Source organism: Chitinophaga tropicalis, assembly GCF_009758205.1.
Classification (GTDB): domain Bacteria; phylum Bacteroidota; class Bacteroidia; order Chitinophagales; family Chitinophagaceae; genus Chitinophaga; species Chitinophaga tropicalis.
In genome coordinates this window covers 98092-121825 of sequence record NZ_WRXN01000008.1, presented here as the reverse complement: position 1 = coordinate 121825, position 23734 = coordinate 98092, and the positions used below count along the sequence as shown (strand labels likewise).

Below are 23734 nucleotides of genomic sequence, written 5' to 3'. Positions count from 1 at the left end.
TCCGGCCGCCAATATACGGTTTCTTTAGATTCAATGATCCTGCATATGGGGCAACGGTAAAATTCAATGGCAGGCGTTCATCGCAGTCTGCCTATTCTCAATAACAACGGCAGCGTGATAGTCCGGTACTCCTGGTCTCCCCATGCTCTCCTCAGTCCTTCTTTTAATTCATCTACCGGGTTATAGCCATTTTTCTTCTGGAAATGTTTAACGGCCGACCATGTATTAAGATATCCCAGCAGATGTTCCAGCGTCCATTCCAGTTTCAGTGAAAATTCCGGTGTCCTGATCTCTTCGAAAGGGAAGGGGATGGTCTGGTATTTTTCATCAATATATCTTCTTTCCTCGTCCCAGTATGGTCCTACTACATCCTCATAGAAGGAGCGGATCAAAGCATCCATCTCTTCCGCTATCTGCAGCAGATGATAACCTGTTACTACAAGATAACCTTCCTGTTTAAGGGTACGCTTCACTTCCCTGTAAAAATCATCGAAATTGAACCAGTGTATAGCCTGGGCTACTATGATCAGATCGAAAAGTTTGTCAGGGAAGCTGGTCTTTTCCGCCGGTTGTAGCGAATAAGAGATGTTGGGTGAAGGAATAGCATTGTCCAGCTGGTTCTGGCTGATATCTGTGGCATAGACCTGCCTGAAATATGCCGCCAGTTTTCCAGCTACCTGCCCGTTCCCTGTTCCGCAGTCCCAGGCGGCTTCCTTACCCGGTGTCAGCTCCGCTATATAGCTGAACAGCTCATCCGGATAGCCGGGACGATATCTGGCATAATGGTCCGATTGAGTGGAGAAGTTATCTTTCATATTACAATACTACCAATTCAGTACTTTGCAAAAAACTAAAATTAAATCTATCTTGTTGCATTCAGGTATCTCTTGTAATACAATAAACCGATATTTCATATGCGTAAACCTTTTCTTGTCCTGGGTCTCAGTTGTATGACCTTACTCAGTGTGGTACACACGGTTTCTGCCGGTGTAAACTCAGTGGAGAAAGCTGTTAACGGTACAGCTGATTATAAAGAGCTCATAGGCCGCTGGGATATAACCATTGATGAAAATGGAAAACCTGCTCCTGCCTGGCTGGAAGTAAAGCTCTCCGGTACCCGTACACTGGTAGGCTATTTTGTAGCCAGCAGCGGAAGTGCCCGCCCGGTAGCAAAAGTTAATTTTGATAACGGTAAGTTTAGTTTTACCATCCCTCCGCAATGGGAGAACGGCGACCTCGATTTTGTGATCGAAGGTGCGCTGGCAGGGGCTGGTATTGAAGGCACCATCACCACCAGCGAAGGCAAAAAGTATAACTGGAAAGGCGTAAAAGCCCCTTATCTCAAAAGAACAGCTGCTCCTGCCTGGGGAAAAGCTATCAACCTGTTCAACGGTAAAGATCTGACCGGCTGGGAAATAAAGGAAAAGAACCAGTGGGTAGTAAAAAATGGTATCCTCACCAGCCCGCACGGAGGCGTAAATCTCGTGTCCAGACAGACCTTTACTGACTTTAAATTGCATGTTGAATTCCGTTACCAGAAAGGCAGTAACAGCGGGGTTTACCTGAGAGGCCGCTATGAAGTACAGATAGAAGATAGCCCTAAGGGTACACATCCTTCCAGTGTATTGTTCAGCGGTGTATACGGCTTCCTGGCTCCAAGTGAAATAGAGACATTAGGACCGGATCAATGGCAGAGCTATGATATTACTTTGATAGGAAGAATGGTGACTATTGCAGTGAATGGTAAAACCGTGATCAGCAACCAGGAAATCCCAGGTATTACCGGCGGTGCACTGGATAGCAATGAAGGAGAACCTGGGCCTATCTATATTCAGGGAGACCATGGTCCGATAGAGTTCCGCAAAATCGTGATCACACCAGCACAATAATTCCCTTTCTAAAAAGCCTGCCGCAGGCCATCTACTTTTGAAAGGTCGGTCCCTCGCTCTCTTTTACAAAAAGCCAGCTGCAAACCATCCTCTCAAAATAAAGCCTGCCGCAGGCCTAAACACCAAAAAAGCGCTTTTGCCGAAGGCAAAAGCGCTTTTTTGGTGCAATCTCCGCACCATACTATTTCAACTTACTTATATCCTGCATAAGAGCTATAAAATACTTAAGCGCATTCCCCTTATCCTTCGGTACCTCACTCACAAGATCAAACGAAACACTATTATCCTTTACACCAGCCGATTTTATATAAACATCTCCCATTCCTTTCAGGTTATCCGCAATCGCACCCAGATCCCTGAACTCCCCTTCAAACAACTTATTCCCCAGATGATTAGGATTAAAGTACAGAGTCATATTATTCTTCATCAGCAACTCTTCATGCTGCCTTGAAAGATTACCCCGGTACGTATCAGTACTGATCTGTTCCATATCAGTAAGCGAAGTTCCCAAAAATACTATCCCATCCTTGAAAAGAATATGCAGGTTGAAAGGATTTTTCCTGCTTGAAGTAATACTGTAAATATTATGGGCAAAAGTTACTTTCCCCTTTTTGATACCATATTCCAGCAGCTTAACAAACAACCGTGCATCCTCTGAAGAGAACATGAAAAGGAAATCCGGCAGGGTCTCTGTCTTTGTCTTTACGGTATCTTTATATTCATAGTTCTCATCGTACGCATAGGTATGATAAGAAACTTCTTTCGCAGAAACATTGCTCAGCACGAACAGCGCATCACCCTTGGCAACTTTAGCAACCGCTTCCTCATCCAGCAAAAGAGAGAACAGGTCTGCACCAATTTCAGTTTCATCTTTATACATGCCATAAATACCATTAAGCATACGGGGTATTTCATCCAGGTAAGCCTTCGTATCAAAAGCATAGCTCATAAACCCGATAAGGCTGTCGCTATTGATATATTTCAGGAATTTCTTGTTCAGTTTCCTGTTGTATATCTTTTTATAGGATGCTGTTTTTGCATCATCCAGCCCTAACTCACCCGTTATACGCATGTTATCATTATTCATGTACATCCTGGCATTGATGCTGCCATATCCCTGGAAAAGACTGCCATATCTCATGTAATAGTAAGGCAGGAAACCGGCATAGGTACTGTTCAGGTTATCCAGCCAGAAAGATGCGATGGCATTCTTATCCGAACGTTTGATAAAATCAGGGTTCGCCAGTATAGATGAACTGCCGGCAGGTTTGTTGAATATCCCTGTTGTATATACCTGCACCCAGGCTTTTGTAAGACTGTCCCGCTTTTCCTTGTTAGGATCAAAATAATATGATTCCACTACAGGAGGAGGAGGAACATCAGCATCTTCAGCTACAGGCGGAGCAGCATCATTTTCCGCACCTTCTACAGATACTGTTGCAAAAGAATCAACCACCGCCATTGGCATTTCTTCCATTGCAGGTGGTTGGGTGGCAGTATCAGCAATGTCTGTAAGAGGTTCTGCTGCCGTTGCTGCGCTATCAGCATAGTATGCTGCACTATCTGCTATAGCTATTGCGCTGTCTGTATATATTACAGGATCTGTTACATTATCATACCCATAATCATCGGCCTTGCTGATCCCATATCTTGCTGCATTGGTAGAATCTTCCAGGAAATATTTATTCAGCGTACCATATGTAACAACCAATATTTCGTTATTCCATGCTACCAGTGGCTTATTTACAGCATTCTGCAGGGCTGTTACACCATTCTGCCTTGTAAAGGCCGCACGCTCATCTTCAGTGAAAAGCTTTTCTACTTTCCCCGCATCTTTGATAGGGATCAGTACGCAATCGTAGTTGATACTGTCAGTATGCTGGCTATAGTAATAAATAGTCCCTTTCAGGTCAAGCCCCAGGTCCTCTATGCTTTTAAAGTCTGCCGGGCCTTTCCTTGAGATCTTTTCCAATAACTCCCGTCCCATAGCCGAAGTATCAAATTCTGCTGCGGGATAGAGCCGGAATAACTGTTCAGCCTTAAAGCTGGCCACCATACGGGCCTTTTCGGGGATCTTATAGGCCAGGTCCTGTGCCATGCCTGTGTACCCTGCCAATAACAGGGTAACTAACTGTAATGCACGTTTCATGCTATTTGGATAACTGTATTTGATTAGAAATATCTGTTTTTCCGTTGATGAGGTCTTTTACTGAGCAGCGCTGCATGATGGCCAGCTGATTCCTGGCAACCCTGGACAGCTTGTTGCTGTAGTCTGTTATGGTATTTTCAAAGCGGAAAATACTGATATACATAGCAGAACTGAATATTTCCTTGTCCCTGTCACGTAATTTATTGTATTGTTCCCTTACGTCCCCTGTGTTCTTATAAACCCTTGAAAATCTGCCTTCTGCCTCATTATAACTGTAGTTGGCGGCACTCATGCCCTTGACCTTGTACTGGTCCATAATGTTGCTGATAGCCCGGTTTACATTTGCTACGTCCCTGAATGAGAAGCTGATAACAGCAATAAAGCTTGTAAAGTCAATATTGCCTTTTGCATTGGAGATGCCTGGAGTACTGTTCAGTCGTGTTACCAGTTTATCGATTTCCTGCTGTATATCCTGCCGTTCAGGCACTTTATGACCGTTTATAGTATCCATCATCATGATGGCGGCCAGCTTTGTCCGGCTCTGGCTTAAGTTAACGGTCAGCGTCATACTGCCTGAACCATCCCTGTCTACCTTCATGTCCTCGACCACTTCAAAACAGGAGCTGAGGAATAGGGACAGCAGGAAGAGACAAATGACGGAAATTTTTTTCATTGTCATGTATAATAATCAACGTTCCGAGGCAAAAGTAGTGCTAAGGAACTGTATATCAAATAACGATAATTGGGGATTTTTAGAATGTTGCTACCATTCATCAAATCCTCCTTTCCGTCCCGCTAGCCATTTCATAAATTTAGTTTAAACTATCTGTAACCGCTATGCGAAAAATATCAGCCCTCACCTGTGTCCTTTTTCTGACTGTCCCCGCTCTATATGCACAGGATCAGCCAGTTATCGATTTTGAGAAGTACGACCCGCCTTCCTCACTGGTAGTGCCGGAGCATACGCTGACAAGAGCTAAGTTCCCCTTTATTGATGTGCATAACCATCAGAACGGCCTGGCCTCCGGTAGCTTGCAGGACTTACTGAAGGATATGGACGCGCTGAATATGAAGGTAATGGTGAACCTCAGCGGGGGAAATGGCAACCGCCTGAAATCTCAGGTCGACAATATACATAGCAAAGCGCCCAAACGCTTTGTCATATTCGCCAATGTCGACTTCAGCGGCATAGGAGAGGCCGGATGGACAGAAAAGGCAGTACAGCAGCTGACCGAAGATGTGAAGAACGGCGCCGGCGGACTCAAAGTATTCAAGAACCTCGGGCTCAGTGTAAAGGACAATACCGGTAAACGGGTAGCCATAGATGATCCCCGGCTGGATGCCATCTGGGATCAATGCGGAAAACTGAAAATACCAGTACTTATTCACGCTGCAGATCCCAAACAATTCTGGCAGCCTGCTGACTACAACAATGAACGCTGGCTGGAGCTGATCACCCATCCCGGCCGCAAACGCAGCGATACCAACCCGGCTCCCTGGGCACAGATCATAGAGGAACAACACCGCATGTTCAAAAAACATCCCGGTACCACTTTCATTAACGCCCACTTCGGATGGTATGCCAGTGACCTTGCCCGCTTATCAGGACTGATGAACGAGATACCTAACATGTACGTAGAGTTTGGAGCAGTGATAGCAGAACTGGGACGCCAGCCCCGGATGGCCAGGCAGTTCTTTGAGAAATACCAGGATCGCATCCTGTTCGGAAAAGATTCCTGGCAGCCGGAAGAATATACCACCTATTTCCGCGTACTGGAAACGGCCGATGAATATTTCCCTTATCATAAAAAATACCATGCCTTCTGGCGTATGTACGGAATGGACCTGCCCGATGAAATACTGAAGAAAGTGTATTACAGGAACGCATTAAAGATCATCCCCGGAATTGATAAAAGCCTGTTTGAATGATAAAGGCCAAAAGAAAGCCACTCACAAAAACGCTTTAAACGTTTACCGGCTAAAAGCAATCCTGCTCAAAAAAAGCCGGCCGCAGGCCATCCCCCTTCAAAAAAACATTTTGGATAACTATCGGCTAAAAAAAGCTTCTCTTAAAAATTGCTTTTAGGCCTACCGGCTAAAAACAACCTTCTCAAAAAAAGCCGGCCGCAGGCCTCTATCACAAAAAAACGCTTTTGCCGAAGGCAAAAGCGTTTTTTTGTGCAGTCCCCATAAATTATTATCTGTAATAACCATACCCATGATGATAATGATGATGCGGCCTGCCATAATACCCTGGTCTGTCACGCACAACCAGGCAACTGCTAAACCCGGTGACAAGCATAGCCATAACAACAAAATATTTGATTGTTTTCATGATCTTAAGGTTTGAAGTATGTGGTGAATAAATAAAAGTTAAACACCTGCAGGCCGTCGAACTTCTTCTTTACTATAGTAAATGACAAAACTGTGCCAGATAGAAAAAGGAACTGTTATTTAATGTTAAAAGGCCACCCTGGATAAGGCAGCCTGTTAAAAATTCTTTGTTTATATATCAACAGACGTATGAAAAGACGTGATTGAGAATACAGACACTAAGATAACCCCGGTTACGGAAAAAGAAGTTAACCCCAGGTTAATGGAAGAAGAATTAAGATATTGATAGTCAGAGTTTAAATTTAAGCCATACAACGCAAAAATCCCCTGAAACAAGGTTTATACCCCCACAAATACTATTTTTGCTTCCATCACCCCAAAAAAACTCATCATGAAACCACCACTTCTCTTATTACACGGCGCTGTCGGAGCCTCCCGTCAATTAAAGACCATAGCTGAAAAACTCTCTGAAACCTACGAAGTACACTTACTGGATTTCCCCGGTCACGGTGGCAAAAAACTGCCCGAAGAACCCTTTTCCATAAAATTCTTCGCAGACACCGTATTGACCTACATCCACGAACACCAACTGCAACAACCCGCTATCTTCGGTTACAGCATGGGAGGATACGTAGCCATGTACCTCGCCCGCTTCCATCCCGGGCTAACAGGCAGGATCATCACCCTTGGCACCAAATTTTACTGGGATGAAGCTATTGCCGCAAGAGAAATTAAAATGCTGAACGCCGAAGGAATAGCTGAAAAAGTACCCGCCTTCGCTGCAATATTGAAAGACCTCCATGCCCCGGCCGACTGGAAACAGGTGGTACAAAGAACAGCTGACATGCTGGTGGAAATGGGAAAAGATAATCCACTGAAACCGGACGACTATAAAGAAATAAAAACACCCTGCACTATCTTACTGGGAGACAGGGACAAAATGGTAACATTCGAGGAAACTATCAGCACATATAAACTACTGCCTGAAGCCCGGATGGGAGTATTACCAGGTACTCCGCATCCGGTAGAACAGGTCGAGCCATCTCTGCTCACTTACTTATTGGAACATTAAAAGTTAAACAGGCAATTCAGTCCTATAACATTGAGCTTGCGCGAGCTGATAGCTCTCATATAAGAGGTCTTTATCTCAATATTGTGCCTTCTTCGCAAACTACCCACACCTATACGAACACCAAAATTGGCCGCAGGCCCCGAATTGCCTTTTGTTTCTCTCCTGCTGAATTCATACTCAGGCCCGTATTCATTTGGCGTAAAAGTATTTACTGTGCTCAGGTTATAAGCATAACCAGCCCCCGCAAAGAAACCGGTTCTTTTTTGATTCCCCGGAACTGAACCTGCACCAATGTTAAAATTCACCATTACAGGAACATTTAAAATGAACCCGGTTGAATAACCGTAATCGTAGGTGGAATCATTATCGTGACTATAACCAGCCTTAAAAGTATTTGAGATGCCAATACTTAAAGGTATACCAACAGATACAGAAGTATTTTCTGTTTCAGATACATTGATACGCGGAGAATAGGTAATAATAGTGCTGGTCCTGGTTTTTATATTATCGGCAAATTCTGCGGAATAGCCGAGACCAACGCCGTGGGAAAAATGCTGGGCAAACGAAACTTTAGCACCTGCCAGGCATAGGGTAACTAACCAAAAGGTCTTTTTCATGTGGATGGAAATAGGTTTAATTCAGTAAATATACTCTCAAAAAAATTCTCTGAAAAAAAACTCCTCAAAAGGGTCGTGCACCGGTTTAAATTCTTAGCTGGCTGAAGACCCAAAAAGCGTCCTCAAAAGCGCTCATAAGACCTATTCAAAAGATCAGTCTCTTTTTCCAAATTGCCAAAGCCTTCTCCTGAACAACAACTCCAGCTGCACAGGCGTCTTTATATTCTTTCCCGCAGAAGACACCGGTATTAACGTCCGGAGTCCCATCTGCCACTTACCAGCCTCATAATACAATTCCATAACACCATTTAACCTGAACCTGGAAAGCCGCTTCCAATCTTCCTCTGCAGCAGCATAAATAGTTGTACGTATTGTATTCATTGTATCCGTAACAGCTCGCTGCATAACAGCCTTCCTCATGAAAGACGCTTGTACACCGGCACTGAGCCGCCAGTTCTTATAAACAGGAGTATGATATTGTAACGCCAGTCCCCAGCCAGACTGCTTCAGCAGGGTAGTGGTAGTATCATTAAGAGGCCATACAGTATCTCTTCCTGCCTTATATTTATTTTCACGGAACAATGTGTTCAGGGATGGTATAACATCGAGCGACAGCGCCGATTTCCCTGATTCTTTTTCTATTCTTACTGAAGGGATCAGCGCCCGGTAAAACTGGTTCTTACCATTTGGTCCCATCATATAATTACTTCCGCCGGATAATGGTATCTGCACCGGCAGCTGTGCATATAATGACCAGGGGCTCCTTGCTTTTATTATTGTTCCCGGGGATGGTGATACGACAATGCTCATCTTATTTTCAAGACGGGTACTATATACCGCCGGTGGTTGTTCGATCCTTTCCAATACCAGCTTTTCATCATTATTCTTTCGCTGCCCTTCATAAGAATTGCCGGTATAACTTTCTTCAGCTTCCACTCTTTGTGCATGGAACAGCGGTTCACCTGTAACAGGAGATACTGCTGTTATCATATCGCGTGATTTCGTACCTTTTTTACTTACCGGCACTGACAGGGGCATAGCAGGAGGCATGCTGTTACCTGTAGCTTTCTCTGAAGCATCAGGCTCCTTTTCAGCAGATGCAGATGTAGGAGCAACTCCAACTACCTTCATGGGCACTGACAGGGGCATAGCAGGAGGTATGCTGTTACCTGTAGCTTTCTCTGAAGCATCAGGCTTCTTTTCAGCAGATGCAGATGTAGGTGCAACTCCAACTGCCTTCATGGGTACTGACACAGCGGAATCAAAAGATATAGTTCTCTCTGTTATAGTTTTATTGATAGTATCAGGGCCTTTTTCTGAAGAAACAGATGTTTGTGAAGTCGTTGTAGTAATAATTTTTCCGGTTGATGGATCTCTTTTGATAACCCCTATAGTATGTCTCTCATCACCTGGCTTGCTACTGAACCACCACCAGGAAATACCGGCTATTGTAAAAGCAGTGGCCACTACGGCAATACCCTTCCATAAATTAATATGGAAATGAGAATGCCCGGTCACCGGCAGTTCAGCATCCAGCCGCTGCTTCATAGCGCCCCATGCCTGATCAGCTGGAGGCATCGGTATGGGTACTTTACCGCTGTTCAAATGCTTGCCGCTCAAATTTTGCTCATCCACTATAACCCTGGTTTTTAGAATAATATTTTAATAACACCGGCCTGAGTCTGCTCCTGGTCTCGCTAAGATGCCATTTTACCGTTCCTGCGCTTAACTGTAACCGCGCACATATCTCGTTGATAGCAAATCCTTCCAGGTAAAACAAAATACATATCACCCTTGTGGCAGCCGGCAGAACATCCAGCAATTTGTAGATATCTGCCAGTTCCAGTGCAGCCAGTGGGTTATCTGTAGCTGGTACATTTATCTCTTCTACATCAACATAATTATTCCATTTCACGTTCTTTAACCTGTCAAGTGCTGTATTCCTTACTACTGTATAAACCCAGTTGAAGAACAGTCCCTTATCATCCCGGTATTGCCCTATGTTCCTGAATACCTTTAACATTCCGTCATTTAATACCTCCAATGCATCTGCCTGTTCAGGGAAGAACTTCCTGCATAAAAGGAATAATGCAGGATAAAACTTTCTGTAAAGTTTTTCCTGTCCTAACCGGTCATTAGCTGCACATTGCTTTATCAATTCCTGTATATCTTCCAAACGATGGTTCCCCGATAGGTATAACAATGATTTATTTGATGATATGCTGTATTCAGGCAGACCGTCAGGTCTGCCTGAATACCCTCAAAAAATTGCTTTTGCCGCAGGAAAAAGCAATTTTTTGAGCAATTCCCTCACATTGAGTATGATAAACTTCCCTGCTGTTGCTACAGTACTCTTAAGATCAGATACTGAAACGATATTGAGCCCTGTTAGTTACAACAGCCGTATAATATCCCTGCTTTATACCAGGCACCTGTATATATGCCCGGCGGAAAGTGTCAACAGGGGGAAATGTATCGATCGGGGGATACGGATGATGAGGAAACGTATCGATCGGCGGAAATGTGTCAATCGGTGGAAAAGTATCAACCGGCGGATGAGGAAAATGCGGAAACGTATCATGAGGGATAGTGTCATGCGGGATTGTGTCGTGGGGTATAGTATCATGCGGAATACTATCACCAGGGAGGGAATCCCGCAGACTGTTAAGCAGGTCCTTAGTCTTTAAAGACTGCTCTTTTGAACATGAACTTTGCACCAGTACAATTGATCCGATCAGCAAAAAATAACCAATAAGTTTTTTCATAGAGGTATTGTTTTGCTATAATGAACGGGCCGTCATTTACAAAAGGTTGGGTCAATCTGAAAAAAAATCAGAACCCAATAGAATTACCCCCGTCAACCGGCAATACCACTCCCGTAATATACCTGGAAGCATCAGTCGCCAGGAACAGCGCAGCATCAGCTACATCCCCCGGTTGCCCCATATATCCTAACGGCGTCCTTCCCATTGCCTTACCCTTTCTTTCAGGATCAGCATTTAATGCCTTGGCAGTCATAGCTGTTTCAATAAATCCCGGCGCAATGGCATTGATCCGGATACCGGCGGGCGATAATTCCACAGCCATTGCCCTTGTCATCCCGTCAATAGCGGTTTTGCTGGCACTATAGGCTATTACCCGGGGAATGCCGTATTGTGCAGCCATAGAGCTGATATTGATAATACTGCCCTTTCCTTTAGGTAACATATGCTTCACCACTTCCCTGGATATTGAGAATACCGAACAAAGATTAGTGGTAATGACCCGCTGAAAATCCTCATCCGTAACTTCCACAAAGTCCTTTTTCATGTTGATGCCCGCATTGTTCACCAGGATATCGATCTGCCCAAGGTTATCAAGAATTCCTTCTACCAGCTGAGGAATGCCGGAAAGATTGCTGATATCATAACATACCGTATGACAAAGCGCTCCCAGCTTCGACTTTGCCATGCTGAGTTTTTCCTCATCGCGGCCAATAATAACGGTATCAATGCCTTCTGAAATGAATTTTTCTGTAATGGCCAGCCCTATACCGGAGCCGCCGCCTGTTACAATAGCTACTCTTTTTTGTTGTTTGCTCATATCATCTTGTATTAATTCCCCGGTGCATAGGGAAAACTTAGTTGTTTGTATTCATCAAGGGAATGGTCCGGTTTTTCATAGTTCGCCGGGAAAGGGAGACGGGAATAGGTCTGGAAGTACAACAGGCACGCATTCCTCCACCAGGTTGCCTCTTTGGCCTGTATAGCAAGCAGCATCCTGACCTGCTGAAAGCGCTCCTCATCTATCAAGCCTTTCAGTTGCTCCCATGTTGACTGCATAGCTCTCACAGTATCTACACCTTCATTGTATTTATAGCAAAGTTCTTCCCATACGGTCCTGCCGGAGCGCAAACGCTGTCCCCAGCTCACATGACGGAACCATAACAGGTACTTCTCATCTTCCAGGAACTGTTTCCTCACCTCCGGCCGGTATTGCAACAACGCATTGGTGCCGGTAACCGTTCTGTCAAAGCCAATACCGTTGGTATCCGCCCTGTGGTAATAGACCGGGTTCCAGTCGGCCCGTGGAAGATCGTTCCCCCATGGCGCCGGACCATAATGATGACCATTACCCATAATATGATGCAACCCCAGCGGAGTCATATAATTAACCACTGCTTCATGCGAAGCAAGCATCATGCGTTTAATGGATGAAACCAGGAGAGGGGAGTTGCCAAACGTTTGCCTGATCCATTCCTCTGCTATCTGCTCACTGCTCAGTGAGTTATCCCACGATAACCTGCCTATGGCATACCAGTTGGCCTGCCCGAACGTATGTCCTGTCCAGTTACGTTCATTCCCAATGTTGGCAACAGCTGCAATGCCCGAGAGCGCATGATTGTTCAGGCTGCCGTCAATGGTCCTGGCAACGGTACTGTTCTTCCCCTGGGCATAGGTATCTGCATTCAGTACTTCCTTGAATAACGGTGCCAGGTATACGAGGTGAGTACCTTGACCAAGATATTCCTGGGTAAGCTGGAATTCCAGCATTAACGGAGTATGAGGCATGGCGCCCAGCAGGGGAGAGAAGGGCTCCCGGGGCTGGAAGTCGATAGGCCCGTTCTTCACCTGCACCATAACATTCTCCCTGAACTTGCCGTCCAGCGGCTGAAATTCATCATAGGCCTGTTTGAAACGGTCACTGGCTTTCGGATCATATACAAATGCCCGCCACATAACTATTCCCCCATAAGGCGCTACTGCATCTGCCAGCATATTGGCGCCGTCCGCATGTGTGCGGCCATAACTCTGCGGACCAGGTTGCCCCTCACTGTTGGCCTTTACCAGGAAACCACCAAAATCCGGTATAAGGGCATATATTTCCTTAGCCTTGCCCTGCCACCATTGTCTGACACTATCATTCAGCGGATCGGCAGTATGCAGGCCGCCAATCTCCATTGGAGCGCTGAACCTGGCGCTGAGATATACCTTAATACCATAGGGACGGAATACATTGGCCAGCGCAGCTACCTTCTGCAGGTAAGCCGGGGTAAGTATAACAGCATTGGCATTCACATTATTCAGTACCGCCCCGTTAATGCCGACAGACGCATTATACCTCGCATAATCAGTATAACGGCTGTCCAGGTAATCCGGCAGCGTATGCCAGTTCCAGAGAGAGATGCCGGCATAACCTCTTTCAACATAGCGGTTCAGATTGTCCCAATGGTCCAGCAGCCTGAGTTTGACACGGGGAACAGATACAATGTTCAGGTCCCCGATAGACTGAGCGGTCTGTATCAGTCTCAGGAAATGGAAAACGCCATATAATACACCTTTATCCGTATTAGCAGTGATAACAGTCACTTTCCTGCCATTCATTACAGTGGAAAGGATCAGGAAGCCTTCAGTACCTAATTCCTTTGAACGGTCTCTTAAAGCAGGGAAGGAGGGAATGGTTCCCACCATCAGGCTGGCATTTCCGTTAAAAGGGATAGGTGTCTCCAATAACCCGTTAAGGCCATTGCCCAGCTCTTTTCTTACTACCTCCATAGTCGGAGAGCTCCCCGTCACAGCCACAGCTGTAATACTCCGCCGGTAGGAAGCCAGCAATGCCGGGTCCTTTACCGGAGTGTAGCGGAGCCACAACGTATATTGGTCCTGGGAGCTTGCATGGAATACGCATAACATCAGGATAAGAAGAGACCAGATCTTTTTCATAACGTAAATTACAATCGGTTGCGTAAAAGTCGCAAAATTTTTTTAATTGTCTTGCTTAATTTTTTATAAACCTTTATTTCCGGCAGACTATCGATCTGCCCCTGCCTCTCACAAAAAACGCTTTGCCTTTATTCCTGACAGACCGTAGGTCTGTCTCTACCTCTCACAACAAAAAAAAGCTTTGACCGCAGGCGAGGGCACTGAAAAAGTCCTTACGTAGGCTCTGAGAATCGTCTATTCGAAAATATTCTCCACCCCCTACCCGAATATTTCTTTAAAGAAAACTACTTTTTCAGTGCCCTCACCGCAGGCCAAAGCTTTTTTTTGCGCCGATCCGCGCTCATAATCAAAGCATTATTTCTTCTTCACTGAAGAATCCCTCACAATCAACTCCGACCGCAAAACAATAGTATTAGTATCACTTATATTCGTCCCGCCATTCAAATGACTGGTAATACCCGTCACCGCAGCCTGCCCCATATTATACCCCGGATAATTAACCGTAGTCAGATTCGGCTCCACAACCCTGCTGATAGGGTCATTATTAAAACCAGCAAAAGCAATCTCCCCCGGTATCTTTATCCCCGCCGCCTTCAAAGCTATCATACAATACACCGCAGCAGTATCATTCGCACAAAAAACAGCATCCGGCCTGTCCTTAACCTTCATTTTCAATATCTTCTGCGCCGTCTCTGCACCACATTCCTCCGTCAGGTTCCCCGTCAGCACCAGCTTTTCAGTAAAAGGCAGCTTATGATCAGCCAAAGCCTGCTTATACCCCCGCAACCGCTCAGAATAAACATTCAGCAGCATATTCCCGCCCACATGCATGATCCGCTTACATCCCTGGGATATAAGATGTTTCGTTACCTGGTAAGCAGCAGAATAATTATCTATAATAATGGAAGTACTGTCCGCATGCGCCGCTACACGGTCAAAGAAGATAACAGGTATCTTCTTGCTGAAGAAAACCTCAAAATGCTGAATGCTCTCAGTCCCATACGCCAGTGAAACCAGCAAACCATCCACTCTCTTATTGAACATGATCTGCGCATTCTCCTTCTCCTTTTCAACCTGCTCCTGCGATTGCGCAATGATCAGGTTATACCCCTCCTTGTTGGCCGCATTCTCCATACCCGCCAGCACAGAAGACATAAAACTACTGTTCAGCCGCGGCACGATCACCCCCAGCGTCTGCGTACGCTTGCTACGCAGGCTGCTGGCAAAAGTATTGGAACGGTATCCCAGCAGCTTCGCCGTCTCAGCTATCTTCTTTCTTGTCTTGATATTAATTGTAGGATGGTCCTTCAGCCCACGGCTCACCGTCGTGGCCGAAATATTCAGCTGCTTCGCAATATCGTAGATCGTTACTTCTTTTTCTTCAGACATGACAGGCTTGTTTCCACACAAATAAAAGCAGAATTGATCTATCAAAAAAATACAATCGGTTGTATTTCTCTGAAAATCCATATATTTAACTGCGCACAGCGCAAAAACTCAGAAAACCGCAAAATTTACAGAATGATCTTAATGGAGAAAACAATGCGCTGGTTCGGCCCTGCAGATCCTGTCAGCCTCCGGGATATCCGGCAGGCAGGATGCACAGGCGTTGTAACTGCGCTGCATCATATACCGGTAGGAGAAATATGGCCGGTCACCGAAATAAAGAAACGTCAGGAGCTGATAGAAACGGCAGGTATGACATGGACGGTCATTGAAAGTCTCCCCGTAAGTGAAGATATCAAAAGACAATCCGGCAACTACCAGGAACATATTGAGAACTATAAACAAAGCCTGCGAAACCTGGCAGAATGCGGACTGAAAGTCGTAACCTACAACTTCATGCCGGTACTGGACTGGGTACGTACTGACATCGCCTTCACCTTGCCCGAAGGCAGCAAAGCGCTGCGCTACGATAGGGCGGCCTTCATTGCGTTCGACCTCTTCCTGCTCAAACGCCCGGATGCTGAGAAAGATTATACCGCTGAAGAAAAGGAACGTGCAGAAGCTTTACTCGCCACATTATCCGAAGAAGCCCGCACAACCCTCTACAACAACGCATTGCTCGGACTACCCGGCAGCAACGACCGCTTCACAGCGCCCCAGGTATTACAGGCCTTACAGACATATGCAGGAATTGACGAAAACAAGCTTCGCCAGCACCTCTTTTACTTCCTGCAACAGGTAGTACCCATAGCAGAAGAACTGGGCCTGCAGCTGGCCATACACCCTGACGATCCTCCCTTCTCCGTACTGGGCCTTCCCCGTATCGTAAGCACTGAGAAAGATATCAGGGCATTACTGGACGCAGCGCCTTCTCCCGCTAACGGACTTTGCTATTGTACCGGCTCCCTGGGTGTCAGGTCCGATAACGACCTGCCCGGCATCATCCAACGCCTGGGAGATCACATCCACTTCATACACCTGCGCAACATCAGCCGCGATAAAGCCGGCAATTTCTTCGAGGCAGATCACCTGCTGGGAGATGTAAATATGTTTGCTGTAGTACGCGAGCTGGTAAAGCTCATGGAACGGAAACAGGTATCCATCCCCATGCGGCCTGACCATGGTCACCAGATGCTGGACGATCTGCAGAGATCAACCTATCCCGGCTATTCCGCCATCGGCAGGTTAAAAGGATTGGCCGCATTGACCGGACTGGAATTAGGCATTTCTTCTTCTCTGGCAGAAGCCTCTCCTCAATAAGACAGTTACATAATTCAGGCTGGCCTCAGGCCAGCCTGAAATAAAGATCAAACCTCAACCGGCTTCCTCAGCTTCGCAACACCGGCAACAGCCGCCTGCGGCCCCTCAAAAGCCTTTATATAAATACTTTTCAACTCACTGATCAACGGGTAACGCGGATTAGCCGGCGTACACTGATCATCAAACGCCTGCTCTGACATTTTATCCAGGCTTGCATAGAAACTAGCTTCACTCACCCCGAAATCCCTGATAGAGACAGGAATATCTACAGCAGCCTTCAGCTTATCTATAGCTGCTATCAGCAATTCCACTTTCTCAGCTTCAGTATTCCCTCCCAGCTTCAGATAATCAGCTATCTGCGCATACCGCCACCGGGCATTAGGATACTTATATTGAGGGAAAGCCGCCTGCTTACGCGGATTCTCCACCGCATTAAACCTGATCACCTCAGATATCAGCATACCATTTGCCACACCATGAGGCACATTATGTGTCGCCCCCAGCTTATGCGCCAGCGAGTGACAAATTCCCAGGAACGCATTCGCAAATGCCATCCCCGCAATAGTAGACGCATGTGCCATTTTCTCTCTTGCCTTAATATTACTCCTCCCTTCCCGGTAAGCCGCCGGCAGGTATTTAAAGATCAACCTGATCGCCTCCAGCGCCAGCCCGTTCGTAAACTCTGAAGCCAGCACAGACACATAAGATTCCAGCGCATGGGTCAGCGCATCTATACCGGAGGCAGCAGTCAGCCCCTTAGGCATATTCATCATCAGCTCCGCATCTACTATCGCCATATCTGGCGTCAGCTCATAATCCGCCAATGGATATTTGATATCCGTTTTTTCATCGGTGATCACCGCAAACGGCGTCACTTCAGAACCGGTACCAGCAGATGTAGGAATAGCCACAAAACTGGCCTTAACGCCCATTTCGGGAAAAGCATATACCCGTTTACGTATATCCATGAAACGCATAGCCAGATCTTCAAATTTTTCCTCAGGATGCTCATACAACACCCACATGATCTTGGCAGCGTCCATAGGAGAACCGCCTCCCAGCGCAAGGATCGTATCCGGCTGGAAATTGATCATCTCCGCAGCGCCCTTACGGGCAACCAGCAGGGTAGGGTCAGGGTCTACTTCGAAATATACCGTATGTGCTATACCCAGTTCATCCAGTATCTTAGTAACCCGCTCTGTATAACCTAAAGAGAACAACACCCTGTCCGTTACAATAAATACTTTCTTCTTGCCCAGTTCCTTTAATTCCCTCAGCGCTACAGGCAGACAACCATATTTAAAGTACACCTTTTCAGGTACCCTGAACCATAGCATATTTTCCCTTCTGCTGGCCACGCTTTTGATGTTTAAGAGATGTTTAACACCTACATTTTCTGACACTGAATTACCACCCCAGCTGCCACAGCCCAGGGTGAGGGAAGGAGAAAGCTTAAAGTTGAAAATATCTCCTATTGCGCCCTGTGAAGACGGCATGTTGATGATAGTACGGCCGGTCTTCATAGCTGCTCCAAACCGGTTGATCCTCTCCTGCGATACCGCCGGGTCTGTATACAATACAGAAGTATGCCCGAAACCTCCCAACTGCACAAGCCTTGTAGCTTTTGCCAGCGCATCGTCAAAATCCTTCGCCCTGTACATAGCCAGTACGGTAGACAGCTTTTCGTGGGAGAATGGCTCGTCCAGCTCCACAGAACTAACTTCGCCTATCAGTATCTTCGTTTCTTCCGGCACAATAATACCCGCCAGCGCCGCTATCTTACAGGCAGACTGCCCCACAATGTTTGCATTAAGCACGCCATTAATAAGCAGCAACGCACCCACTTTGCTTACCTCATTTTTCTTCAGGATATAGGCGCCACGGTCTATGAACTCCTGCTTCATCTCTTCATACACCTTCTCCACTACTATCACGCTCTGTTCTGACGCGCAGATCATACCATTGTCAAACGTCTTTGAAAGCAGTATAGAGTTAGCTGCCATTTTGATGTGCGCAGTTTCATCCACAATAGTAGGCGTATTACCCGCCCCAACGCCAATAGCAGGCTTGCCGGAAGAATAAGCAGCTTTTACCATACCGGGACCACCGGTAGCCAGGATAAGATCCGCTTCGGCCATCACTACCTGAGACGCGTCTACGGAAGGATCTTCTATCCAGTCAATGATGTTCTTCGGTGCACCTGCTTTCACAGCCGCTTCCAGTATGATCTTTGCTGCCTCAATAGTAGCGTTCTTTGCCCGCGGGTGAGGAGAGAAAATGATACCATTGCGTGTCTTCAATGCTATCAATGCTTTGAATATAGCAGTAGATGTAGGATTGGTAGTCGGTACAACAGCAGCTATCACACCAATAGGCTCAGCTATTTTAGTAATACCGAATGCCTCGTCAGTCTCTATTACACCGCACGTTTTCTCATCTTTGTACTGGTTGTAGATGTACTCCGATGCAAAATGGTTCTTTGTAACTTTATCTTCAACCAGTCCCATACCCGTCTCTTCAACGGCCAGCTTTGCCAGATGTATACGTGCGTTATTCGCCGCTATGGCCGATTGCCGGAATATCTCGTCTACCTGTTCCTGGGTAAATGTGGAGAATTGTACCTGGGCCTTCCTGATCCTGTCTATTTTTTCGATGAGCTTTTTGGTATTTGTTTCCATGGTGAAGGAATTGGAAAATGTGAATCCAAACAAAAATTTCAGTGCAAAGAAAGAACTTCAGCACCAGCACAGATCATATCACAATCACTCTTTAATATGACGGTCAGCACATTCCCACCATCTGCCGCAATCTAACTTTGCATTGCTGTTTAAAGCTTCATCCATACTCTCAGAAATCCCTTTTAAGCAGCTCTCCTACGTTGAAACCTGCCGGAAAACTAAAAATGATAATCAAAAACTCAATAATATGAGAACAGACATCACAGCTATTCCCTTCAAAACCGGAGAATGGAATACCTCATTGAATGTATATGATTTCGTCCTGAAAAACATCCGCCCATACACAGGCAACGCTTCTTTTTTAACAGGATCTTCCCCCCGCACCAACCGCCTCTGGGAAAAGGTAAAGAAAGAACTGGCAAAAGAAAGGGCCAATAACGGTTGCCTGGCTATCGACACAGAAACGATCTCAAACATGACCGCATTCAAACCTGGATATATAGACAGGGAAAATGAAGTGATCGTAGGTTTACAAACAGACCAGCTCCTGAAAAGAGCCATGAAACCTTTCGGTGGCATCAAACTGGTAGAATCAGCAGTAAAAGAGCGGGGACAGACCGTTGCCACCAGGGTGACAGATATCTTCAACTATGCCAGGAACCATAACGAAGGCGTATTCAACGCCTACGACAGTGAAATAAGGGCCTTCCGTTCCAAACACCTGTTAACAGGCCTGCCGGATAACTACGCCCGCGGCCGGATCATCGGCGATTTCCGCCGGCTGGCCCTCTACGGCGCAGCCCAGCTCATTAAATTCAAAAAGACAGACCTGGCAGGGACAGGCGGCGAAATGACAGAACATAAAGTACGCCTCCGCGAAGAGATCAACACCCAGATCAATGCCCTGAAAGATATGGTGACAATGGCGGCAGAATATGGCTACAATGTGAACCGCCCGGCAGAGAATGCCACAGAAGCAGTGCAATGGGTATATTTCGCTTACCTGGCAGCTGTTAAAGAACAGGATGGTGCAGCCATGTCCCTCGGAAACGTTTCCTCTTTCCTGGACATCTACATTGAAAGAGACCTTCAAAGCGGATTGCTCACCGAAGAAGGCGCACAGGAACTGATAGACCAGTTTGTGATGAAACTCCGGCTGGTACGCCACTTGCGCCCGGCCTCCTACGATGAGATCTTTGGCGGCGATCCTACCTGGGTAACAGAAGCCATTGGCGGCACCCTGCACGACGGCCGTACCAAAGTGACCAAAACCTCCTTCCGCTTCCTGCAAACCCTCTACAACCTGGGAGCAGCGCCGGAACCAAACCTCACCGTCCTCTGGTCAGAACAACTGCCGGAAGGCTTCAAACAATTCTGCGCCCAGGCATCTATAGACACCTCCTCCATTCAATATGAGAACGACGACCTGATGAGGGACACCCGTGGCTCTGACGATTATGGCATTGCCTGCTGCGTTTCCTATCAGGAAATAGGCAAATCCATTCAACACTTCGGCGCCCGGGCCAACCTGCCCAAAGCATTGCTCATTGCACTGAACCAGGGTAAGGAAGAACTGGAAGGAACAGAACTGATCCGCAACATCCACGGACTGCCCGCCGGTCCGCTGGAATATGAAACAGTCCTGGGGGTGTTCAAACAGACCCTGCGCGAACTGGCACGGGTATACGCTAAAGCCATGTACATCATTCATTACATGCATGACAAGTACTACTACGAACGGGCTCAGATGGCACTGGTAGATACCGATCCGCATATTGACATCGCTTACGGCGCTGCCGGCATCTCCATCATCGCAGACTCCCTTTCTGCTATAAAGTATGCAAAAGTTACGCCCATAAGGGATGAAAGAGGACTAACGATCGACTTCAAAATAGAAGGCGATTTCCCCAAATACGGGAATGACGACGACCGTGCAGATAATATCGCCAAAGAGATCACCCGCTTCTTTATCGGCGAACTGCGCAAACACGCCACATACAAAAATTCTACTCCCACATTATCCCTGCTCACCATCACCTCCAACGTCATGTATGGTACCAACACCGGCGCCACTCCCGACGGACGTAAAGCCGGCGAGGCCTTTGCTCCCGGAGCCAATCCCATGCATGGCAGGGATTGTAACGGCGCCATTGCTTCCCTGAATTCCGTCTGCAAACTGGATTACAAGGATGCACAGGACGGGATCTCAAATACCTTCTCTATGGTGCCTAAATCACTGGGAGACAGCAGGGAGGAGCAGATCACTAACCTGGTTGCTACAATGGGCGGTTACTTTAACCAGCACGCCCATCATCTCAACGTGAATGTCCTGGATCGGGAAACATTGATGGATGCCTATGAGCACCCTGAGAACTATCCTCAGCTTACCATCCGTGTATCCGGCTATGCTGTGAATTTTGTCCGCCTGTCAAGGGCGCATCAGTTAGAAGTAATAACGCGCACTTTCCATGAAACAATGTAATGAGCTAAATAAGCCGGACTATGCTATACAGTCCGGCTTATCTCTTCGTATCCACTCGCTCGAAACCTTTGGTACACATGACGGTCCGGGAGTACGTATGGTAGTATTCGCACAGGGCTGCCAGTTCCGCTGTGTATATTGTCAGAACCCCGATACCCTCGATGTAAAAGGAGGGAGGATGATAGAGCTAAAGGAGCTGGTAGAAAAAGCAGTGAAACAAAAGGCCTATTTCGGTAAGTTAGGCGGTGTGACCGTTTCCGGTGGAGAGCCCCTGTTACAAAGGGATATACTCATTCCTTTTTTCAGGGCCCTGCACCATGAAGGCATCAACACCTGCCTCGACTCCAACGGGCGACTGAACGACGCCCATACCCGCCAGTTACTGGAACATACAGATCTCTTATTATTGGATGTTAAACATATTAACGACAGATGGCATCATCGATTGACTGGTCTCTCCAACAAAAACACGCTCAGCCTGGCAGCTTACCGGGAATCCACCGGCAAACGCATGTGGCTGCGTTATGTACTGGTGCCGGGATGGACAGATCAGCCTGAATACCTGGAAGAATGGGCGGAATATTTTACTGATTATAAGACAGTGGAGAGGGTAGAGATCATTCCCTTTCATCAGCTGGGAAGACATAAATGGGAATTGCTGAATATGGATTATCAGTTGAAGGATGTTCTTCCTCCTTCTGAAACGGTAAAACAAAAAGCACTGGAGATTTTTAAAGGCCGGTTTAAGAACGTTATTCTTAAATAGACATAAATTCCTTCTCAAATACCTGAAGCAAACTCAAAAAACCTGACCTGCCCGGATCTCCCTTTTACAGAAAAGCCGGCCGCAGGCCCCTCACAAAAAGATAGCGTTCGCCGAAGGCGAACGCTATCTTTTTGCAAAACTATTTAATCTGGTTAAACAACCGCCCCCACCTTATCTTCCCATGATTAAAACTCATCCATATAATCCACGCCTTCCCCACAAGATGATCCTCCGGCAAATACCCCCAATAACGCGAATCCATAGAATTATCCCTGTTATCTCCCATCACCCAGTAATAATTCATTTTAAACGTATAACTATCCGCTGCTTTTCCATTAATAAATAGCTGCCCGTTCTTCTCTTCCAGCGTATTATGCTCATAAGTCACAATAACCCTCCTGTAAAAAGGCAACGAAAGACTATCCAGCTTCACAGTAGCCCCTTTTTTAGGAATATACACAGGCCCGAAATTATTCGCATTCCACGGATAATGTTCTATATCATTCGGAAACATATTCGGATCCGGATTCCGCTCAAGAGCCGGTTCAATACTTTCTACATTCATATCTTTCACCTCTTTCACAGCGCCCGGAGTAAGATTATACGAAAACACACCTGCACGGACGCCCTGGTAATAATCCTGGTCTATCTGCAGCTCATTCAGCCGCATACTATTCAACGGATCTCCTGTTTTGGTCTGCACCCAGTATCTTTTCTCATAGTTTGCCGGTATATGGGCTTTCTCCCCGTTTACATATACCACACCATTCACTAATTTCAGGGAATCCCCTCCAATAGCCAGGCATCTCTTGATCCAGTTCTCCCGCTTATCTACCGGTCTCACTGTCAGCGGCGGATATTCAGCCAATGCTTCCTGCAGGCCCCTTGCCCGCACTGTAGTATAGTAATCTACATCCTTACCATCTGAATCTTTCAGAACAGTATCGCCCGCAGGGTAATTAAACACCACTACGTCATTGCGTTTTACATCAGTAAAACCCGGCCATCTCCTGTATTTCCACTGGATAGCTTCTGAATAGGCTTTCGTCTGTTTGGTAAGAGGGAGAGTATGATGAGTGAAAGGTACTGCAAGCGGCGTCATCGGCAGACGTGGACCGTAAGATATCTTGCTGACAAACAGGAAATCATTGACCAGTAATGTTTTCTCCATGGATGGAGTAGGTATAACGTAGGCTTCAAAGATGAACGTCCTGATAAGCGTGGCTGCTATAATAGCAAAAACTGCGGCATCTACCCATTCCCTCAATTTCGACTTCTTCTTTTTCTCGGTAGTTTTTCCCTTGCGGAATCTGAAATTCATTACTTTATATTGCTTTAC

At 46.4% G+C, this 23734-nt stretch carries 19 protein-coding genes; 6 read left to right on the top strand and 13 right to left on the bottom strand.

What is annotated here, in order from left to right:
• Positions 1-77 precede the first annotated feature (77 nt).
• The gene (locus tag GO493_RS18560) at positions 78-815 is read right to left on the bottom strand and encodes a class I SAM-dependent methyltransferase (protein WP_157307726.1); all 738 of its coding nucleotides are present in this window, start codon (positions 813-815) and stop codon (positions 78-80) included.
• A 99-nt stretch (positions 816-914) separates the two neighbouring features.
• On the opposite strand from GO493_RS18560, the gene GO493_RS18555 reads away from it, so the two are divergent.
• A complete protein-coding gene (locus GO493_RS18555) occupies positions 915-1889 on the top strand; it encodes a 3-keto-disaccharide hydrolase (RefSeq protein ID WP_157307725.1) in 975 nt (324 codons plus the stop codon).
• Positions 1890-2070: 181 nt separating this feature from the next.
• On the opposite strand, the gene GO493_RS18550 is transcribed toward GO493_RS18555, so the two are convergent.
• Together GO493_RS18550 and GO493_RS18545 are read right to left on the bottom strand one after the other, a co-directional pair.
• The gene (locus GO493_RS18550; protein WP_157307724.1) at positions 2071-4038 is read right to left on the bottom strand and encodes a hypothetical protein; all 1968 of its coding nucleotides are present in this window, start codon (positions 4036-4038) and stop codon (positions 2071-2073) included.
• Between the two features lies 1 nt (position 4039).
• Positions 4040-4711 (bottom strand): hypothetical protein, encoded by a 672-nt coding sequence (locus tag GO493_RS18545; RefSeq protein ID WP_157307723.1) that lies wholly within the window; start codon positions 4709-4711, stop codon positions 4040-4042.
• Between the two features lie 164 nt (positions 4712-4875).
• Between GO493_RS18545 and GO493_RS18540 the strand changes: the two genes are divergently transcribed.
• Positions 4876-5967 (top strand): amidohydrolase family protein, encoded by a 1092-nt coding sequence (locus GO493_RS18540; protein ID WP_157307722.1) that lies wholly within the window; start codon positions 4876-4878, stop codon positions 5965-5967.
• Between the two features lie 268 nt (positions 5968-6235).
• Here the strand turns inward: GO493_RS18540 and GO493_RS18535 are convergent, their stop codons facing one another.
• Positions 6236-6373, bottom strand: a complete 138-nt coding sequence (locus GO493_RS18535; protein ID WP_157307721.1) for a hypothetical protein — start codon at positions 6371-6373, stop codon at positions 6236-6238.
• Between the two features lie 390 nt (positions 6374-6763).
• Between GO493_RS18535 and GO493_RS18530 the strand changes: the two genes are divergently transcribed.
• A complete protein-coding gene (locus GO493_RS18530) occupies positions 6764-7444 on the top strand; it encodes an alpha/beta fold hydrolase (RefSeq protein WP_157307720.1) in 681 nt (226 codons plus the stop codon).
• On the opposite strand, the gene GO493_RS18525 is transcribed toward GO493_RS18530, so the two are convergent.
• The 7 genes from GO493_RS18525 to GO493_RS18495 all read right to left on the bottom strand — a co-directional run bounded on the left by GO493_RS18525 (position 7441) and on the right by GO493_RS18495 (position 15152).
• The gene (locus GO493_RS18525) at positions 7441-8061 is read right to left on the bottom strand and encodes a hypothetical protein (RefSeq protein WP_157307719.1); all 621 of its coding nucleotides are present in this window, start codon (positions 8059-8061) and stop codon (positions 7441-7443) included. The two genes, GO493_RS18530 and GO493_RS18525, sit on opposite strands and share 4 nt — an antisense overlap.
• 153 nt (positions 8062-8214) lie before the next feature.
• Complete coding sequence (locus GO493_RS18520; RefSeq protein WP_157307718.1) at positions 8215-9696, bottom strand: hypothetical protein; 1482 nt, start codon at positions 9694-9696, stop codon at positions 8215-8217.
• Complete coding sequence (locus tag GO493_RS18515) at positions 9689-10264, bottom strand: RNA polymerase sigma factor (RefSeq protein WP_157307717.1); 576 nt, start codon at positions 10262-10264, stop codon at positions 9689-9691. The genes GO493_RS18520 and GO493_RS18515 overlap by 8 nt, the downstream gene beginning before the upstream one ends.
• A gap of 157 nt (positions 10265-10421) precedes the next feature.
• Positions 10422-10826 (bottom strand): hypothetical protein, encoded by a 405-nt coding sequence (locus tag GO493_RS18510; RefSeq protein ID WP_157307716.1) that lies wholly within the window; start codon positions 10824-10826, stop codon positions 10422-10424.
• Between the two features lie 67 nt (positions 10827-10893).
• Positions 10894-11643: an SDR family NAD(P)-dependent oxidoreductase gene (locus tag GO493_RS18505; RefSeq protein ID WP_157307715.1), complete on the bottom strand. Its 750-nt coding sequence runs from the start codon at positions 11641-11643 to the stop codon at positions 10894-10896.
• A gap of 11 nt (positions 11644-11654) precedes the next feature.
• On the bottom strand, positions 11655-13763 hold the full coding sequence (locus GO493_RS18500) for an alpha-glucuronidase family glycosyl hydrolase (RefSeq protein WP_157307714.1): 2109 nt from the start codon (positions 13761-13763) through the stop codon (positions 11655-11657).
• A gap of 354 nt (positions 13764-14117) precedes the next feature.
• A complete protein-coding gene (locus GO493_RS18495; RefSeq protein WP_157307713.1) occupies positions 14118-15152 on the bottom strand; it encodes a LacI family DNA-binding transcriptional regulator in 1035 nt (344 codons plus the stop codon).
• Between the two features lie 132 nt (positions 15153-15284).
• Here GO493_RS18495 and uxuA point away from each other — a divergent pair, with 132 nt between their 5' ends.
• Positions 15285-16469 carry a mannonate dehydratase gene (gene uxuA, locus GO493_RS18490; RefSeq protein WP_157307712.1) on the top strand — a complete coding sequence of 395 codons (1185 nt, stop codon included), beginning with the start codon at positions 15285-15287 and terminating at the stop codon, positions 16467-16469.
• 47 nt (positions 16470-16516) lie between these two features.
• Here uxuA and adhE read toward each other — a convergent pair whose 3' ends face one another.
• A complete protein-coding gene (gene adhE / locus GO493_RS18485) occupies positions 16517-19147 on the bottom strand; it encodes a bifunctional acetaldehyde-CoA/alcohol dehydrogenase (RefSeq protein WP_157307711.1) in 2631 nt (876 codons plus the stop codon).
• Positions 19148-19394: 247 nt separating this feature from the next.
• Here adhE and pflB point away from each other — a divergent pair, with 247 nt between their 5' ends.
• Together pflB and pflA are read left to right on the top strand one after the other, a co-directional pair.
• Entirely contained in the window at positions 19395-21629 is a 2235-nt protein-coding gene (gene pflB, locus GO493_RS18480) for a formate C-acetyltransferase (protein ID WP_157307710.1), read from the top strand.
• Entirely contained in the window at positions 21616-22395 is a 780-nt protein-coding gene (gene pflA / locus GO493_RS18475; RefSeq protein WP_157307709.1) for a pyruvate formate-lyase-activating protein, read from the top strand. The genes pflB and pflA overlap by 14 nt, the downstream gene beginning before the upstream one ends.
• 139 nt (positions 22396-22534) lie before the next feature.
• Here the strand turns inward: pflA and lepB are convergent, their stop codons facing one another.
• Positions 22535-23716, bottom strand: coding sequence for a signal peptidase I (lepB, locus tag GO493_RS18470; RefSeq protein ID WP_157307708.1), 1182 nt, complete (start codon positions 23714-23716; stop codon positions 22535-22537).
• Positions 23717-23734 lie beyond the last annotated feature (18 nt).

Excerpts from the sequence above, each read along its gene's own strand:
- GO493_RS18560 (WP_157307726.1), bottom strand. The coding sequence starts at position 815 with ATGAAAGATAACTTCTCCACTCAATCGGACCATTATGCCAGATATCGT.
- GO493_RS18555 (WP_157307725.1), top strand. The coding sequence starts at position 915 with ATGCGTAAACCTTTTCTTGTCCTGGGTCTCAGTTGTATGACCTTACTC.
- GO493_RS18550 (WP_157307724.1), bottom strand. The coding sequence starts at position 4,038 with ATGAAACGTGCATTACAGTTAGTTACCCTGTTATTGGCAGGGTACACA.
- GO493_RS18545 (WP_157307723.1), bottom strand. The coding sequence starts at position 4,711 with ATGAAAAAAATTTCCGTCATTTGTCTCTTCCTGCTGTCCCTATTCCTC.
- GO493_RS18540 (WP_157307722.1), top strand. The coding sequence starts at position 4,876 with ATGCGAAAAATATCAGCCCTCACCTGTGTCCTTTTTCTGACTGTCCCC.
- GO493_RS18535 (WP_157307721.1), bottom strand. The coding sequence starts at position 6,373 with ATGAAAACAATCAAATATTTTGTTGTTATGGCTATGCTTGTCACCGGG.
- GO493_RS18530 (WP_157307720.1), top strand. The coding sequence starts at position 6,764 with ATGAAACCACCACTTCTCTTATTACACGGCGCTGTCGGAGCCTCCCGT.
- GO493_RS18525 (WP_157307719.1), bottom strand. The coding sequence starts at position 8,061 with ATGAAAAAGACCTTTTGGTTAGTTACCCTATGCCTGGCAGGTGCTAAA.
- GO493_RS18510 (WP_157307716.1), bottom strand. The coding sequence starts at position 10,826 with ATGAAAAAACTTATTGGTTATTTTTTGCTGATCGGATCAATTGTACTG.
- GO493_RS18505 (WP_157307715.1), bottom strand. The coding sequence starts at position 11,643 with ATGAGCAAACAACAAAAAAGAGTAGCTATTGTAACAGGCGGCGGCTCC.
- GO493_RS18500 (WP_157307714.1), bottom strand. The coding sequence starts at position 13,763 with ATGAAAAAGATCTGGTCTCTTCTTATCCTGATGTTATGCGTATTCCAT.
- GO493_RS18495 (WP_157307713.1), bottom strand. The coding sequence starts at position 15,152 with ATGTCTGAAGAAAAAGAAGTAACGATCTACGATATTGCGAAGCAGCTG.
- uxuA (WP_157307712.1), top strand. The coding sequence starts at position 15,285 with ATGATCTTAATGGAGAAAACAATGCGCTGGTTCGGCCCTGCAGATCCT.
- adhE (WP_157307711.1), bottom strand. The coding sequence starts at position 19,147 with ATGGAAACAAATACCAAAAAGCTCATCGAAAAAATAGACAGGATCAGG.
- pflB (WP_157307710.1), top strand. The coding sequence starts at position 19,395 with ATGAGAACAGACATCACAGCTATTCCCTTCAAAACCGGAGAATGGAAT.
- pflA (WP_157307709.1), top strand. The coding sequence starts at position 21,616 with ATGAAACAATGTAATGAGCTAAATAAGCCGGACTATGCTATACAGTCC.
- lepB (WP_157307708.1), bottom strand. The coding sequence starts at position 23,716 with ATGAATTTCAGATTCCGCAAGGGAAAAACTACCGAGAAAAAGAAGAAG.